Genomic DNA, 14,666 nt, shown 5'->3' with positions numbered 1-14,666 from the left:
GTGGAAAAGCAATACAGGAAAGGGTTTCGGCCCCGATTTTTTTTATTAGGAATTTGCATATGTAGAAAAGAAGAGTATATTTGCTATACATCATTGTCATTCACCTATTAATTCACTTATTAAAACACAAATTATGAACAAAGCAGAATTAGTGGACAAACTTGCTAAAGATGCAGGCCTCACCAAAACCCAGGCGAACGATGCTTTAGATTCGTTTACCAACAGTGTAGTAAGTGCGCTTAAAAAAGGCGATCGTGTGACGCTGGTAGGCTTCGGAACGTTCTCCGTTTCAGAGCGCTCTGCCCGCAACGGCCGCAATCCACAAACCGGTGAAGTGATCAAGATCAAAGCACGTAAAGTGCCCCGCTTCAAAGCCGGTAAAGAATTCTCTACCAAAATAGGCGGCAAAAAGTAACCGGATAAAATAGCTTATTCTATAAAACCCGTGAAACTATTTCACGGGTTTTTGTATTTTTGTGCTTTATTCATTTTTTCAAAAAAACAGATTACCATGGGTAGAGGTGATATTCGCACCAAAAGAGGTAAAATTTCCAGCGGCACTTACGGCGTTTCCCGTCCTGCTAAAGCTAAAAAGGCAACCGCGCCCAAAGCCGAAGACAAGGCTGCTGGCAAAAAGGCCAAAGCTTAATAAAAAACCTTCCTCTACCGGAAGGTTTTTTATTTATGGAAAATTTTGTCTTAAATCCAGGGCCAATGATGCCGCCAAAGCAGAAAAGACGATAATTTTGTACCGGAAACAGAAGGACAGCTTAAGCTATTACAACATGAAAAATCCGCTTTATCGTTTTAAGAATTATATCGAATGGCAGGCGTTTGGCGTATGCAGCGCTATAGGTGAGAAGCTTGGCATTGCTACTTCCCGTATCAGGCTTTGGTTTATTTACATTTCCTTTCTTACGCTGGGCTCTCCGTTGATCCTCTATATGATCCTTGCCTTCTGGATGAACATAAGGAACTATATATGGCTTAATCGCAGAAATCCGCTGCGCTGGCGCTAAGACAGGGTCTCATCGTCGCCACAGGCCACTGCTATTCCCTTTTGGTTCAGCAGCCAATTGGCTTCTACAAGGCGTTCCAGCTGCTGCCACAAATGAATATAGGTAAACTGCTCCCCGTTGTTGGCCTTAAGTGAGGCAAACAGCCAGTTGCGCAAGCCCGCCCTCACCTCGTCTATGGTTGACAGGCCGAAAAAGTCGGCCAACACCCTCTGAGGATGTTGTTGTTCCAATTCAGTAAGACAGGATTCGTTCCCCTCGTTGCTCAGGCCGGCAGGAACGAGCTCATTTATAGTAGCCATAGTTTGTCGTTTTAGGTTTTGCAGCTTCCGAATACCGGAAGTTTTTTTTATTATAGCTAAAATAAATCCGCCTGAAGATTCCGGTAAATTAACTTAACGGAAGCAGGTCTTTTTATTACGAACTACGATCTTAGAGTACAAACTACGATTTCGGTATTTTTGCATGATTATATTTCTTTATCCTAAAATTAAAAATTATGAAAACGACACGCAAAACAGCATCGCGCAAAATGGAATTGGTAAAAACAGCCATAGTGGCCTTAAACGCCGCTGAGCAAGCAAAGATCGCCGGTGGAGACCAGCTCGTCATGGCCCTGCTGCCGATCGGTGTTGGCGCCAAACCAGGCAGCTATGGCTGTACACTTTAACCGCTAAAAGCTATTTTTATAATAATAAATGTATATTTGGGTTATCAGCAAGCCGTTTAATTTATAAACATGGCTTGTATCACTACCCCAAATTTACAGCGTGATAGCGGGAAAGCTCAAGATTGTCCTGGTGCATATCTGCGTATGGCTATTGTACATTGCCTTTGCCATACTCGTTTATGGATACGATGTCGGTTTGCAGAACGTACTCTATGAAACGGTAGTTTCTTTTTGCATCTCCGCTTCCGTATTTTATTTACATGCCTATTATCTGCTGCCGGTGCTGGCCGAAAAACGGAAGTACCTGCTGTATGTTATTGGTATGCTTGTAACGGTGCTGTATAACTTCGGCATCCGGTATCTCTTTGCCTTTTGCATCGATCCTGTGCTGCTCAACCGATCCTCTTCTATCGCGGGATACTCGATAGTGAAGCTGGTACTGGTCTTTAGCTGGTACTGGTTTACCTTCGCCCTGTTCTCGCTGGGCTATTGGCTGGCGCGCCGGTTGGTACGTGTAGAAAAAGAGGCCCGGAGAAAGGAGTTCACCGAGGCAGAGCGCGCCCGGCTGCAGCTCGAGAATGCTGCGCTGAGGGCACAGATCAATCCACATTTCTTTGTCAATACAATGAACGCCTTCCGGGTCGAGGTAGCGCCCATGCTACCCGAAACGGCAAAAGGCATCGAAGCGATGATATTGTTCATGCGCTCTTCGATGATGCGACCCGATGGTAACGGAACCATAGCCCTGGACGAAGAAGTGGCTGCCATAGAAAGCCTGATCACGATCTATCAGCGACGGTTTCCCAATGCCAATATCCGGTACCATAAGGAGATTGAAGAGGACCTTCGCATTGTACCGCATATCTTTGCCGCCTTTGTGGAGAATGCTTTCAAGCACGGTAGCTTTACCCGCAGGGAAAAGCCACTTACCATAGAACTAAGAACAGAGGACAACGATCTGCTGTTTCATGTGCATAACTGGAAAAGCCGCCGCATTAAAGACGACTCAAGAGGCATTGGTCTTAACTATATCCGGCGACAGCTTGAAGATGCTTTTGCCGGCCGCTATGAGCTGAAGATCGAAGATAAGGATAGCGACTATACCGTTTCCCTAAAGATAAAAAACATCGGTTGTAATGAAAATAAGCTGCTATATACTGGATGACGAACCAAGAGCGATAGACGACCTGATCCGGTTTATTGAAAAGACCCCGATACTGACGCTGAAAGGCTATGCTACAGATCCTTTCGAAGCCCTGAACTACCTGCGCAGCCACGAAGTGGATTTCCTGTTCCTTGACATCAGCATGGATGAGCTCTCCGGCCTTGAGTTCATTGAGCTGGTGCCCAACAAAGCGATTTTTACTACAGCGCACGAACATCATGCCCTGTCGGCGCTGTCTTATGTAAACACAGTGGATTACCTGCTGAAGCCGATCACCTTCAATCGCTTTATGATAGCGATTAAAAAGATAGAAGCGATATTTCTTAATGCTGCTGCTAAAGACACAGAACCGACAGTGGTTGTTGCTTCATTTGAGGCCAAGACGCCTACGGGACAGATCGTGATCGAATATGATAAGGTTGATTACATCAAGGCCAACGGATCTTACTCGACCATATTTTACGAAGGGAAGAAAGCTTTTGTATCCATGCCCCTGAACGATATCGAAGCGCTCTTCCCACGGGAGCTGTTTGCGCGGGTACACCGCTCCTATATCGTGCATAAGAAGAAGATCGCCAAACGAACCTATTATCACCTCACCCTGCTCAATGACATTCCTATTCCACTGGGACGAAAGTATAAAGAACAGTTGGGCTAAACAGCGTATATAGCGCTCCTACCATTCGTATTCCGCCTCTACTCGTTTCTTCAGCCGTTCAATGAGATTGAATGTGGCAGGGCAACGCGAAACATTCTGAATAAAAGTATCGTTGTACAGGTCGAAAGGGCGCTTGTAGTGGTGCGGGAATTCTGCACAGTCCCTGGGGCGCACCTCATAGATACTGCATTTATCATCGATAAGGAACTGACAAGGTTGCTCTTTATTCACGATGCTACCGGTATCGTCCTCTTTGATCAGCCATTTGTCGGCAAAGGCCTTGGGCGTCATGCGCATGTGGGTGGCAATACGTTTGATATCGGTCTTGGTGAATACCGGGGTCATGGTTTTGCAGCAGTTGGCACAGGTTGTGCAATCCGTGGTTTTCCACACTTCTGCGTCTTCTTCCGCCACTATCCGTGAAAATCCCCGGGGTACGGTAGTATCCAGCTTCTTCAGGAACCCGGTGAGTTCCTCCTGTTTGCGCGCGGCCTTGCGCTTAAACTGCTTCAGATCCATAATAGATGTGTTCCGCATTAAGCGGTATTTTTCCCGGGGCATCCGGCTGCGGAAACTTTATTGCTCCCATAGGTTTATCGTTGACTATCCTCATACAGGAAACATCGGTCACATTTATCCTGGCCACGGCTGCCGAGCCTATCGAAGCACTGCACTATCGCTATCCTTTCGACAAACTCAAGAGACCGGATGAGATACAAACTGCACCAATGTCTTCTGCAGGTGATTGCCTGTTTATTTCTTTAACGGACTGCCCGGCTCTTTGGCAAAATGATTGAAGACCATTTTGTCCATCATACCGGGAAAAAGCTTATTCAACCATACCGTAGCCTTGCCTTGCGTTGTCATAACAATGGTACGTTTTCGTTTTTGCACCCCTTTCCAGATAAGGTTTGCGCAGGCCTCGGCACTCATGAGCTGCTTCTCGTCGAGTGGCGTTTCTTTTTGGGCATCGCCTTGCGCACCCAACGCTACATTCCGGATATTGGAAGCCGTAAATCCAGGCGCCGCCCACATCACATGCACACCGGTATGCAGTAGCTCTGTACGCAGTGCCTCAAGGAAGCCTTGCATGGCAAACTTTGAAGAGGAATAACCCGTACGACCGGGTAGTCCTCTATAGCCGGCGATGGAGGAGATCCCGGCTATGGTTCCCCTGGCTGCCTTCAGATAAGGTAATGCGTGCTTGGTCATATATACCGTGCCCCAGAAGTTGACATCCATCAGCTCCTTAAGCACTTTAAGCTCAAGATCGGCAAACAGCGCGCGCATGCTCATGCCGGCATTATTGATCAGTATATCGATCCTGCCCCAGGCGCTGACAATAGCGGCAACAAAACGGCCGCAATCCTCTTCGATGGCCACGTCGGCCTGGACAAGCAGCAGCCGGCCGGAAAAGCGGTCGGGAAAAGCAGATTCCAGTCGCGACAGGTTACGGGCGCACAAGGCTACGCTCGCCCCACCAGCCAGGGCAATATCGGCAAGCGCTTTACCGATGCCGGAGGATGCCCCGGTGATGGCGACTACCTTGTCTTTCAAAAATAGATCCATGAAATACAAAAATACAGTTCACGCTTCAGGAAATGGATATTATTTTTGCACAAAAAAACCGGCCTGCGGGGCAGACCGGCGACAAACAGGGAAATTTCATTCTATATACTAAAAATCAATCTACGTTTATGAAAGTAATGATTATCATGGGCTCCAAGTCGGACGAAAGCGTAATGCAGGAAAGCCAGAACTGGCTCAACTGGTTTGGCATTGAAAACGAAATGATCGTGGCCTCTGCACACCGCAACCCCGATAAGGTGCGTGATCTGATGGTCAATGCCCGTAGTAACGGCTTTGGCGCAGTAATCGCCGCGGCCGGCATGGCTGCTGCCCTGCCCGGTGTTTGCGCTGCCTATACTTCATTACCCGTGCTGGGTGTACCCCTGGATGGTGGTCTTCCCGGTGGCATCGATGCCCTGTATTCTATCGTGCAGATGCCTGCAGGCTTGCCCGTAGGTACGCTGGCCGTGGGTAAGGCAGGCGCCCGTAACGCCGCAGTATTGTGTGCCCGTATGTTTGCCCTCAGCGACGAAAAGATCGCTGAAAAAGTGGAAGCATTCAAAGCTCAGGAATATAAAATATAAGGCTTCGGACATACGAGCCGGAGATATGCTTAGCGGCGCCTGCAATACGGGCGCCGCTTTCTTTTTGTGTCGTGACCTGAGCATCTCAGGATTGCTGTCCGTCGAGATAGCCCTGGAGCAATATCGTGGCGCTGATCTCATCTATCAGGGCTTTATTTTGGCGATCCTGTTTCTTCAGGCCGCTATCGATCATTGACTGAAAGGCCATTTTGGAGGTAAATCGTTCGTCTATCAGCTTTACCGGTATATCGGGGAAAAGCTTTTGCAGTTGCCCGAAGAGCTTCTCTACTTTGGGCGTGATCTCGTTGTCGCTGCCGTCCAGCTTCCTGGGATGGCCCAGCAGGATCAGCTCCACTGTTTCCTTTGCAAAATATTGCTTGAGCTGCCAGATCAGCTGCTCCGTATCGACCGTAGCCAAACCCGAAGCGATGATCTTGAGAGGGTCGGTAACGGCGAGGCCGGTCCTTTTTTTGCCATAATCGATTGCCAGTATACGCGCCATCTATAGTGAAAATAAGAGAGAAGAAAAGATCAGAAGTTCATTACCAGACCAAAGCCCAGCGCGCCGCTGGGCATGACCACAGGGCGGTAACGGATGCTGATATCCTCGGAAATGTCAAAGCCTTTAAGGTGCGCAAAGACAACCGCATCGATCACCTGGAGCGTATAGCCCACACCCGTGAGGAGGACGGTAAGATCGAGATTGCGCCGGTAATAATCCTGCGCCGACTGGAGTGTCCCCTCGTCGGTGTACTGCGGGAATTGCCGTACAAAATTAGGATTGCTTCTGCGACCGGCGAGCTCCCTGCGAAAAGCGTTATAGTTTTTCAGGTTATCGTTCACAAAGTAAATCGCCGTGCCTACAAGCGCATAAATAACCGGTATCTTCCAGTACTGCTTGTTGTAATACTGCCCCAGGCCTGGAACTATGGCCGAAAAAAGGGCAATTTTCTTTGGTGTTACGAAAGGCATGGTATCCGCTACAGCTACCGGTACCGGTGGCAACTGTGCGGGCGTTATTACGGTATCGCCCCTGAAAGGATTCAGCGTATCGGTCGCCTGCCAGGCCCGGGCTCCGGCAAAGACAAACAGCAAGGGGATAAAAAGACAAAAGATTTTGCTCATAGGATCAACAACGCTCGGGCTGCAAAAGTATTGCTTTTAGTGCGAAAGCGCCGCAAATCATCTGCTTAGTTGCCCTGCGGCAGCTGGATCGTATAGCTCTTACCTGCCTTGATTGTGAGCTTGCGGTCGCGCAGCCAGGGATTGAGCAGCTTCAGCATTTTATAATTGGTACCCTGGTCTATGGCAAACTGGGCCAGATTGGGAACCGACTCTGTAAGGGTCATGCTGCGTGTAGGTACCGGCTGATAGCCTTCCCCGGGTGGTACAATATAGCCGAACTGGTTGGCATTGCCCAGCAGGTGCTTCAACGCCAGTATCCTGAAGACATAGCGGTTGGTCTCTTCGGGAAGCAACAGATCGTAATAGTTGGCCGACATCTGGAAGGAGCTTTGGTTGCTAAAGCCTCCCATGCCGCAGTTGTAGGATGCAGCCGCAGCCGTCCAGCTGCCAAACTTGGCATAGGCTTCTTTAAGGTAGCGACAGGCGGCATCGGTCGACTTTTCGAGGTTGTAGCGCTCGTCTATCTCATCGTTGATCTCCAGTCCATAGCGGGCGCCGGTTTCCCGCATGAACTGCCAGTAACCTACGGCGCCGGCGGGAGAGGTAGGGTTCTGCAGCGAGCTTTCGGCCACGCAGAGGTATTTAAAATCGTCGGAAAGGCCGTTTTCCTTCAGTCGCTTTTCGATCAATGGAAAGGCCCTGGTGGTTTGTTTCAGAATATAAAGCGTGGAGCCGTGCATGTAGTAGTTCATCAGCAGTTCGCGATCGAGACGCTCCCTTATTTCCCAACGGTCAAGCGGCACTTTTTCGCCTGCAAAGCTCATGCTTTTGGGTAAAGGAGTGGAATACCATTTATATTGAAGCCTGCCATCTTCCATTACTTCTACGGGGCTATCCTTATCTCCTTTGTTGAAAGCGAGGCCGGCAACAAAAGTGGCGCCCAGTATAATTCCCAATCCCAGAGCTTTTACAACTTGCTTATTCATCTGCTGTCACAGTTATGTGTGTATGCAATTTAAGGATTTAAAAGCAGCCGCAGGGCAATCGTTACTCTTTTTTTGCCCGGCATCCGGATGGTAATGCAATCCGGGCCTATGGGAAAGTATATAAAGACAAAGAGCCTTCTGCAGCGGCAGGAGGCTCTTTGCGATCAGATGGCAAACGAGGTTATTCCATTTCAAATTTGTAGCCTACGCCCTTCACGGTAGTGATGACGTCGATACCCAGCTTCTGGCGGATCTTACGAATATGCACATCGATAGTACGGTCGCCCACGATCACTTCTGTTCCCCATACTTTCTGCAGTATTTCATTGCGCAGGAACACACGGCCCGGCTTGGATGCCAGCAGGTTCAGCAACTCAAATTCTTTTTTGGCCAGGATGATCTCTTCTCCTTTATAGCTAACGGTAAATTTGTACTTGTTAATCTCCAGATCGCCAAATACGATCTTATTGCCCTGTTCTTCGTCCTTCTTAAGGCGGCGCATAGCGGTACGCAGGCGGGTCAGCAGCAGCTCAGGCTTTATCGGCTTGGCGATATAGTCATCCGCACCCAGCTTTAATCCTTCGATCTCCGACTTTTCATCGCTCAACGCGGTGAGGAAAATAATAATGGTGCTGTCGAGATTGGGGTTGCGACGCAGCTGCTGAATGGTTTGCAGACCATCTTTTTCGGGCATCATGATATCCAGCAGGATCAGGTCGGGATTAAATACATCGGCTTTCCGTATCGCTTCGTCTCCATTATACGCCGTCGCGGTCTCATAGCCGGCCTGTTTCAGGTTGTAGTTGATAAACTCTACAATGTCTTGCTCATCATCAACTACGAGAATTTTTCCGAAATTGGATTCCATATAGTGCGTTTAAATTCGAGTGCAATATTAGAGTAAGTTAAAAGAAAAATAACATTACGAAATTGTTAACCAACACAAAGGCTGAAAGCCCCTATTCTACTGCATTTCAGGCGGTTGTGGCGTTTGTGGAAAGACTTCATTTACCTCCGGTCCGCTGATCTCAAATTGTGTGGGATAAGCGAACCCTTTGGCATACCGGTACATGGTCTCGTACACACCCAGGTATACCCGCTCCCGCACCTTTCCGAAGTCGACCGTACTGTTTACCGCGACAAAATAAATGACCTGCAGATTTACCGATGAAGCACCCAGGCTTTCGAGCTGTACCGAGGGATTCCCTGTGGTACCTTCTGTTTTCAGTACCACGTTGCGGATCTCCTGCATGGTTGTTTCGAGGGTAGTCACCGACAAGCCGTACACGGCGCCCACGCTGAATACCACCCGCCGCATACCCCGTTCCGAAAAATTTTCCAGGCTATTATCGATCAGCTGCCGGTTGGGGATCGAGATCACCGATTTATCAAAGGTGCGGATACGCGTGCTGCGGAAGCCCACCTTTTCGATATTGCCTTCCACACCGTCGATCTTTACCCAGTCGCCTATGGTAAAGGGCTTATCGATCATCACCATGAACGAGGCCAGCAGGTTCTCCAGGCTTTCTTTCGCAGCAAAGGCGATAGCGATACCGCCTACGCCCAGACCGGCAACCAGGGCTGCTACGTTGACATGAAATACGGCGCCGAGCACCGAAAGCACGCCGAAAGCCCATACGATCACCTTCAGCACATCTTTCAGCAAAGGCAGTACCTGCTGTCGCTCCCTGTCGTCGCGGTCCTTTGCTTTGCTTACCAGCACCATGAAGATAAAGTCCAGCAGGCGGGAGATGAGCAGCACGAAATAGAACAGCAGGAACAGGAAGAACAGATGATCGATAATATCCATAATAGTGACCAGCGTGGTGGCCACCTCTTTCCCGGCTTCTTTTATAGGCTTCATGCGCCGGAACAGGATCACCTTGTCGAGCGATATGCTGAGCTGATAAAAAGCGATATAAAAGAATATGGTAACAATAAGTCCTTCGACAGGCCGCAGCAGGAGCTCCCGGAACTGCTGTCCGAAATAATCGGAAGAGAATTTCCGGAATACGGTGTAGAACAGGCGGGTAAAAATTGAAGAGATGTACCGCTTCAGCAGCAAGGCCAGCAGGAGTATGACCGCAAAACGGAGGTAAAGCTCCACCGTATTGCCCCAGTATACTTGTTGCAGAAAATCTAAATTCAAATGCGCTTTCGTTTATTGAGGAACAGGAACAAAAGTAGGTTGAAAAAGGTTGCGGGCCGTCATTAGTTACTTCATAGTATATACAACACCTTGTATCAGCTGTACCCGGCCATCGGCAGAAATGATTTTTACATTTTCAATCTTTAGGGTATCTCCCGGCAATAACTTATTAATAGAAGCCTTGCAAGATGCACTGAAATACGCACCCTGTCCATGTTCTTCGGCCAATTGGACTTTACTTCTGTTTATTTTGAGATCGAAGGCGACAACGGCAACAGGAAGATCCATTTCAAAACCTTCTGCAACAGCAGACACGCCGCTTTGCACCTTAAACTCATCAATGGGGTATTCCCCGCCTTTCCGGCCACCGACACTGGCATGGGGCTCAGGAATGGATTTGACCCTGATACGGCTTGTATGGATCACTTTTGTTTTTCCGCCTTTCTTTTCGGCCACCGTAAGCTGTACAGTTCCTTGTCGCGATGGCCGGAAGTCGTACTGGCAATTACCTGTCTTTTCCAGCGTACCCTCACTAACGCTGACCTGCAGCGCATCGCAGCCACAGCTACCCGATACCACCGTAATAGGATTGGGCACACCGATATAAGCCAAATTCATCACCGGGGCCCCTACGGTAAACTGCTGCGCTGTCGTTATACCCGGCAAAAGCAAGGCTATACCAAAGGAAAGTAGCTTTATGATTTTCATTTTAACCTGATCTCAAAAGGGTCTATCGATATTGTATGATCACTGGACTTGCGGCAACGAATGCCGGAGAAGAGCACTATATCACCGGGCTGCACCTTGATCAGAAAGGGTTTGAGCACATCGTTAAAAGCGGGACCCACATTTTCCTCGTTAAAAATAATCTCGCCATTGCGGCTTACCGACATTCTGAAGGAAACAACTTCCAAACGGAAATCCCATCCATCTTGCATTGCGGCGATCATTCCATGCTGCGCCCGGAACTTTGCCACCTGCATATCGCCATGCTGCACGCCGCCTACTGTAACCAGAGGCAAGGGCAGCGGCTTCACTCTGTAGATAGTCTTGCCGAGCTCCCGGTAGTCCTTACCCTTTATTCTGCTTACGGTAAAAGTAGCCCTACCTGACCCAGGAGCGTTGAAGATAAACGCGCAGGGCTCTTCGCCTTCCTTTATCGTTCCAAAGTCTGTGACTACCTGAATGTCTTTACAGGGACAGCCTTCTACAGCTGCAATTATATGATTGTCTACCAGCTCGTAAGCCACATGCACCTTGTCCATGCTCACCGCTACCTGTGCCTCGGCAGGCAAGGTAAAAAGCAGGAGCAGGGCAGCACACCAATATTTCTTCATGGGATCAATTCTGACTTTAAGATACAAAAAAATGACGTTCCATTTTTCCGGAACGTCATTTTTTTTCCAGGTAGCGTCCATGTTTGCGGACACTACTATCATTTTATATCGATACGTTGAAATCCCTCAGGGCATCGTTCAGGCTGGTCTTCAGGTCGGTGCTTTCTTTGCGTTGACCAATAATGAGCGCACAGCTCACGCCGTATTCGCCTGCCGGGAATTTTTTGGTATAGCTTCCGGGTATCACCACGCTGCGGGAGGGTACTATGCCTTTATATTCCACCGGCTCATTACCACTCACGTCGATGATCCTGGTCGATTGGGTCAGTACAACATTGGCGCCCAGCACGGCTTCTTTTTCCACCCTTACCCCTTCCACAACGATACAACGGGAACCGATAAAGCATCCGTCCTCAATAACGACGGGCGCGGCCTGCAGGGGTTCCAATACACCGCCTATACCTACGCCGCCGCTCAGGTGCACGTCTTTTCCTATCTGCGCACAGCTGCCTACAGTGGCCCAGGTATCGACCATGGTGCCTTCGTCCACATAAGCGCCGATGTTGACGTATGAAGGCATCAGCACCACGTTGCGGGCGATATAGGCGCCATAGCGGGCTACGGCATGGGGCACAGCCCGCACACCCAGCTCGGCATAATTTTTCTTCAATTCCATTTTGTCATAGAACTCGAAAGGCGGCAGCTCCCAGGTCTTCATTTTCTGAATACCAAAATACAGCAGTATCGCCTGCTTTACCCATTGCTGTACCTGCCAGCCATCGCCATCAGGCTGCGCCACGCGCAAGCGGCCTTTGTCCACCTCTTCCACCACTGCCCTTACGGCATCCTGGTAGGCGGCTTCATTCAATAAGCTCCGGTTGGCATACGCTTCCCCGATCAATTGCTGATAGGAATCCATTGTCGTTAATCTCTTTTGATGGTATGTAAAAAAGAGCTGTCCGCAAAGGCAGGAGCGACGGTTCCGGCAGGGATATTGACATCCCTTTGCCTTTTATCCGACCTTCCCCGCATTTCCCGGACAGCTATCGTTATGAAAAATGAATGCTTATTTCCTGACTGTTTTTTGCTCAATACGCTTTTCGTAATTGTTGCCCTGGAAAATGCGGTGTACATAGATACCGGGCACATGGATAAAGTTGGGATCCAGCTGGCCTGCAGGCACCAGCTCCTCTACCTCAACAATAGAGATCTTGCCGGCCATAGCCATTACACTGTTGAAGTTACGGGCGGTCTTGTTAAAGATGAGATTACCCGCAGTATCCCCTTTCCAGGCTTTGACGATAGAATATTCGGCTTCAAAGGCTTCCTCCACCAGGTAATCCTTGTCCTTGAAGCGGCGTACTTCTTTCCCTTCGGCTACTTCCGTACCCACACCGGCAGGCGTGAAGATTGCGGGGAAGCCATATGCCGCCGCCATGCAACGGGTAACCAGGGTACCCTGCGGCACCAGCTCCACTTCCAGCTCGCCACTGAGCAGCTGCCGCTCAAATTCAGCATTTTCGCCCACATAGGAAGCGATCATTTTTTTTACCTGCCGGGTTTGCAGCATGAGACCGATACCAAAATCGTCGACACCGGCATTGTTGGATATACAGGTCAGGTCCTTTACGCCTTTTTTGATCAAAGCGGTAATGCTGTTCTCGGGTATGCCGCACAGTCCGAATCCGCCCAGCATAATGACTGCGCCGTCCCGGATGTCTTTTATCGCCTCGTCGGCGTTGGCTACCACTTTATTGAATCCCATAAGATCATGTTTAATTTTAGGGCTTAAAGGTAAAACATACCTGTTATTTTAAAAAGAAGATTTGGCAGGCATTGAAGAATAACGAGACCATTCATACTAATTCCATCAAAAATGAGTTTAATTGAGGGTAAAATTCCTGTTTAACCAAAAATCAACGAAGCAATCGCTTATCTTTGCAGGCTATGTTCCGAATTAAAATATTAGTTTTTCTGATGGCCGCGGCAGCCATACCGGCAATGGCCCAGGTCCAGGTAGCCAATAAGATCGTAGGCCAGGTAGGCAACAAGATCATCCTTCAGTCTGACCTCAACGAAATGTTCAACCAGGAAAAGCAGAATAATGCCGCCCTGCAGGAAAGCGCCAAATGCGGCATGCTGTACAACCTGCTGGCGCAGCAGGTCCTCGTTGAGCAGGCCGGCCGCGATAGTGTGGTCGTTACCGACGAGGAAGTGGACAACATCCTGGACAACCGTATACGCGCTATGATGCAGCAATACGGCAGTAAAGAAGCCTTTGAGGAAGCCAATGGCGGCCGTACCATTTACCAGCTGAAAGAAGAGTTCCGGACCTTTTTCAAAGATAAGTCTGTTGCCGATAAGATGCAGGGACAGATCATGGATAAGGTAAAGGTAACGCCCCAGGAGATCGACGCTTTTTTCAAAGGTCTGCCGCCCGACAGCCTGCCGCCCTACCCCGCTACGGTAGAGATGGGACAGATCGTGATCAAGCCTAAGGTAGCTCCGGAGATCGATGCACTGGCCAAGGAAAAGCTGGAAGGTATCCGCAAGGAAATTGTCGAAAATGGCAAAGACTTCGGCACCATGGCCGGCCTGTATAGTATGGACGGCACCAAAGACAACGGCGGCGAAATGGATATTACGCGTAAGGAAGTCGATCCGCAATTTGCATCGGCGGCTTATCGCCTGCAACCCGGGGAGATATCGCCGGTGATCAAGTCCAAGTTTGGCTACCATATTATCCAGATGGTGCGCCGTATGGGTGAAGAAGCCAAGGTAAAGCATATCATTATCATACCCGAGGTGACCAATGTAGATCTGCAGCAAGGCATTAAAAAGCTGGACAGCGTTCGCGCCGGCCTGGTCAGCGGCAAGATCACCTTTTCTGAAGCGGTTGGAAGGTTCAGCACCGACGATCAGTCCAAAATGACGGGTGGTATGATCTACAACCAGAATACGGGCAGCAACGTGCTGGCGATAGAAGGCATGGACCCACAAATGGCCAAGGTGGTGGGCGAGCTTAAAGTGGGCGAATATTCGCAGCCCCAGATATTTACCGATCCCTATGGCTCACGTGCTACCCGGATCCTTTTCCTCAAAAGCCGTACCGATCCGCATATTCTCAATATGAAGGACGACTATGCCGATATTCAGCACGCTGCGCTGGCCAAGAAGCAATCGACCTATATCAATGAATGGATCATGCAAAGGGTCAATACTTACTATATCAAGATCGCGCCGGAATACCAGGATTGCACCGAGCTAAAGGGCTGGGTAAAGGCGGCTGCGGCAAGCGCCAACAAATAGACCAGTAGCGCTGAAAATAAGATGAAAAAGAGGCTATCCAACCGGATAGCCTCTTTTTATGCGCGTGCAGGCAAGCACACTTCCGGCAACTGTGCCGT

20 protein-coding genes are annotated in these 14,666 nt (G+C 49.3%); 8 read left to right on the top strand and 12 right to left on the bottom strand.

All coding sequences use genetic code 11. From position 1 onward, the window contains the following. Positions 1 to 76 precede the first annotated feature (76 nt). The 3 genes from DZK30_RS21100 (at position 77) to DZK30_RS21090 (ending at position 1,019) form a co-directional block, all read left to right on the top strand. Positions 77 to 415 (top strand): HU family DNA-binding protein, encoded by a 339-nt coding sequence (locus DZK30_RS21100; protein WP_449452174.1) that lies wholly within the window; start codon positions 77 to 79, stop codon positions 413 to 415. Positions 416 to 445: 30 nt separating this feature from the next. Then, positions 446 to 649, top strand: a complete 204-nt coding sequence (locus DZK30_RS21095; protein WP_240432965.1) for a 30S ribosomal protein THX — start codon at positions 446 to 448, stop codon at positions 647 to 649. Positions 650 to 785: 136 nt separating this feature from the next. Then, entirely contained in the window at positions 786 to 1,019 is a 234-nt protein-coding gene (locus DZK30_RS21090; RefSeq protein ID WP_118976170.1) for a PspC domain-containing protein, read from the top strand. Here DZK30_RS21090 and DZK30_RS21085 read toward each other — a convergent pair. Next, positions 1,016 to 1,318: a hypothetical protein gene (locus DZK30_RS21085; RefSeq protein ID WP_118976169.1), complete on the bottom strand. Its 303-nt coding sequence runs from the start codon at positions 1,316 to 1,318 to the stop codon at positions 1,016 to 1,018. The two genes, DZK30_RS21090 and DZK30_RS21085, sit on opposite strands and share 4 nt — an antisense overlap. A gap of 197 nt (positions 1,319 to 1,515) precedes the next feature. Here DZK30_RS21085 and DZK30_RS26030 point away from each other — a divergent pair, with 197 nt between their 5' ends. The 3 genes from DZK30_RS26030 (at position 1,516) to DZK30_RS21075 (ending at position 3,509) form a co-directional block, all read left to right on the top strand. Next, positions 1,516 to 1,686 (top strand): class I lanthipeptide, encoded by a 171-nt coding sequence (locus tag DZK30_RS26030; RefSeq protein ID WP_162903307.1) that lies wholly within the window; start codon positions 1,516 to 1,518, stop codon positions 1,684 to 1,686. A gap of 100 nt (positions 1,687 to 1,786) precedes the next feature. Next, positions 1,787 to 2,851 (top strand): sensor histidine kinase, encoded by a 1,065-nt coding sequence (locus DZK30_RS21080; RefSeq protein WP_118976168.1) that lies wholly within the window; start codon positions 1,787 to 1,789, stop codon positions 2,849 to 2,851. Next, positions 2,823 to 3,509 (top strand): LytR/AlgR family response regulator transcription factor, encoded by a 687-nt coding sequence (locus tag DZK30_RS21075; RefSeq protein WP_118976167.1) that lies wholly within the window; start codon positions 2,823 to 2,825, stop codon positions 3,507 to 3,509. Before DZK30_RS21080 ends, DZK30_RS21075 begins: the two co-directional genes overlap by 29 nt. 18 nt (positions 3,510 to 3,527) lie before the next feature. Here DZK30_RS21075 and DZK30_RS21070 read toward each other — a convergent pair whose 3' ends face one another. Both DZK30_RS21070 and DZK30_RS21065 read right to left on the bottom strand, forming a co-directional pair. Beyond that, positions 3,528 to 4,046, bottom strand: a complete 519-nt coding sequence (locus DZK30_RS21070) for a YkgJ family cysteine cluster protein (protein WP_162903306.1) — start codon at positions 4,044 to 4,046, stop codon at positions 3,528 to 3,530. A gap of 216 nt (positions 4,047 to 4,262) precedes the next feature. Beyond that, entirely contained in the window at positions 4,263 to 5,078 is an 816-nt protein-coding gene (locus DZK30_RS21065) for an SDR family oxidoreductase (protein WP_118976165.1), read from the bottom strand. Positions 5,079 to 5,206: 128 nt separating this feature from the next. Between DZK30_RS21065 and purE the strand changes: the two genes are divergently transcribed. After that, positions 5,207 to 5,662 carry a 5-(carboxyamino)imidazole ribonucleotide mutase gene (gene purE / locus DZK30_RS21060; protein ID WP_118976372.1) on the top strand — a complete coding sequence of 152 codons (456 nt, stop codon included), beginning with the start codon at positions 5,207 to 5,209 and terminating at the stop codon, positions 5,660 to 5,662. Positions 5,663 to 5,747: 85 nt separating this feature from the next. Here purE and ruvX read toward each other — a convergent pair whose 3' ends face one another. From ruvX to DZK30_RS21015, 9 genes are all read right to left on the bottom strand, one after another. Next, positions 5,748 to 6,164: a Holliday junction resolvase RuvX gene (ruvX, locus tag DZK30_RS21055; protein WP_118976164.1), complete on the bottom strand. Its 417-nt coding sequence runs from the start codon at positions 6,162 to 6,164 to the stop codon at positions 5,748 to 5,750. Positions 6,165 to 6,193: 29 nt separating this feature from the next. After that, on the bottom strand, positions 6,194 to 6,787 hold the full coding sequence (locus DZK30_RS21050; protein WP_118976163.1) for a DUF5683 domain-containing protein: 594 nt from the start codon (positions 6,785 to 6,787) through the stop codon (positions 6,194 to 6,196). A gap of 65 nt (positions 6,788 to 6,852) precedes the next feature. Beyond that, the gene (locus DZK30_RS21045) at positions 6,853 to 7,773 is read right to left on the bottom strand and encodes a lytic transglycosylase domain-containing protein (protein ID WP_118976162.1); all 921 of its coding nucleotides are present in this window, start codon (positions 7,771 to 7,773) and stop codon (positions 6,853 to 6,855) included. Between the two features lie 181 nt (positions 7,774 to 7,954). Next, complete coding sequence (locus DZK30_RS21040) at positions 7,955 to 8,641, bottom strand: response regulator transcription factor (protein WP_118976161.1); 687 nt, start codon at positions 8,639 to 8,641, stop codon at positions 7,955 to 7,957. A 96-nt stretch (positions 8,642 to 8,737) separates the two neighbouring features. Continuing rightward, the gene (locus tag DZK30_RS21035) at positions 8,738 to 9,922 is read right to left on the bottom strand and encodes a mechanosensitive ion channel family protein (protein WP_118976160.1); all 1,185 of its coding nucleotides are present in this window, start codon (positions 9,920 to 9,922) and stop codon (positions 8,738 to 8,740) included. 66 nt (positions 9,923 to 9,988) lie between these two features. Then, positions 9,989 to 10,630, bottom strand: coding sequence for a GldM family protein (locus DZK30_RS21030; RefSeq protein ID WP_118976159.1), 642 nt, complete (start codon positions 10,628 to 10,630; stop codon positions 9,989 to 9,991). Next, a complete protein-coding gene (locus DZK30_RS21025; RefSeq protein WP_162903305.1) occupies positions 10,627 to 11,259 on the bottom strand; it encodes a GldM family protein in 633 nt (210 codons plus the stop codon). Before DZK30_RS21025 ends, DZK30_RS21030 begins: the two co-directional genes overlap by 4 nt. 103 nt (positions 11,260 to 11,362) lie before the next feature. Next, positions 11,363 to 12,178, bottom strand: a complete 816-nt coding sequence (locus DZK30_RS21020; RefSeq protein ID WP_118976157.1) for a 2,3,4,5-tetrahydropyridine-2,6-dicarboxylate N-succinyltransferase — start codon at positions 12,176 to 12,178, stop codon at positions 11,363 to 11,365. A gap of 147 nt (positions 12,179 to 12,325) precedes the next feature. Beyond that, on the bottom strand, positions 12,326 to 13,024 hold the full coding sequence (locus DZK30_RS21015) for a CoA transferase subunit A (protein ID WP_118976156.1): 699 nt from the start codon (positions 13,022 to 13,024) through the stop codon (positions 12,326 to 12,328). A 182-nt stretch (positions 13,025 to 13,206) separates the two neighbouring features. On the opposite strand from DZK30_RS21015, the gene DZK30_RS21010 reads away from it, so the two are divergent. Then, the gene (locus DZK30_RS21010) at positions 13,207 to 14,568 is read left to right on the top strand and encodes a peptidylprolyl isomerase (RefSeq protein WP_118976155.1); all 1,362 of its coding nucleotides are present in this window, start codon (positions 13,207 to 13,209) and stop codon (positions 14,566 to 14,568) included. The last annotated feature ends 98 nt before the right edge of the window (positions 14,569 to 14,666 follow it).

The organism is Taibaiella koreensis (assembly GCF_003545715.1).
In the GTDB taxonomy this organism is placed as follows: Bacteria; Bacteroidota; Bacteroidia; order Chitinophagales; family Chitinophagaceae; genus Taibaiella; species Taibaiella koreensis.
This window is presented reverse-complemented; position numbering and strand designations above follow the sequence as displayed.

Coding starts and splice junctions, on each gene's coding strand:
- DZK30_RS21090 (WP_118976170.1), top strand. CDS start 786: ATGAAAAATCCGCTTTATCGTTTTAAGAATTATATCGAATGGCAGGCG.
- DZK30_RS21085 (WP_118976169.1), bottom strand. CDS start 1,318: ATGGCTACTATAAATGAGCTCGTTCCTGCCGGCCTGAGCAACGAGGGG.
- DZK30_RS26030 (WP_162903307.1), top strand. CDS start 1,516: ATGAAAACGACACGCAAAACAGCATCGCGCAAAATGGAATTGGTAAAA.
- DZK30_RS21075 (WP_118976167.1), top strand. CDS start 2,823: ATGAAAATAAGCTGCTATATACTGGATGACGAACCAAGAGCGATAGAC.
- DZK30_RS21070 (WP_162903306.1), bottom strand. CDS start 4,046: ATGCGGAACACATCTATTATGGATCTGAAGCAGTTTAAGCGCAAGGCC.
- DZK30_RS21065 (WP_118976165.1), bottom strand. CDS start 5,078: ATGGATCTATTTTTGAAAGACAAGGTAGTCGCCATCACCGGGGCATCC.
- purE (WP_118976372.1), top strand. CDS start 5,207: ATGAAAGTAATGATTATCATGGGCTCCAAGTCGGACGAAAGCGTAATG.
- ruvX (WP_118976164.1), bottom strand. CDS start 6,164: ATGGCGCGTATACTGGCAATCGATTATGGCAAAAAAAGGACCGGCCTC.
- DZK30_RS21050 (WP_118976163.1), bottom strand. CDS start 6,787: ATGAGCAAAATCTTTTGTCTTTTTATCCCCTTGCTGTTTGTCTTTGCC.
- DZK30_RS21045 (WP_118976162.1), bottom strand. CDS start 7,773: ATGAATAAGCAAGTTGTAAAAGCTCTGGGATTGGGAATTATACTGGGC.
- DZK30_RS21040 (WP_118976161.1), bottom strand. CDS start 8,641: ATGGAATCCAATTTCGGAAAAATTCTCGTAGTTGATGATGAGCAAGAC.
- DZK30_RS21030 (WP_118976159.1), bottom strand. CDS start 10,630: ATGAAAATCATAAAGCTACTTTCCTTTGGTATAGCCTTGCTTTTGCCG.
- DZK30_RS21025 (WP_162903305.1), bottom strand. CDS start 11,259: ATGAAGAAATATTGGTGTGCTGCCCTGCTCCTGCTTTTTACCTTGCCT.
- DZK30_RS21020 (WP_118976157.1), bottom strand. CDS start 12,178: ATGGATTCCTATCAGCAATTGATCGGGGAAGCGTATGCCAACCGGAGC.
- DZK30_RS21015 (WP_118976156.1), bottom strand. CDS start 13,024: ATGGGATTCAATAAAGTGGTAGCCAACGCCGACGAGGCGATAAAAGAC.
- DZK30_RS21010 (WP_118976155.1), top strand. CDS start 13,207: ATGTTCCGAATTAAAATATTAGTTTTTCTGATGGCCGCGGCAGCCATA.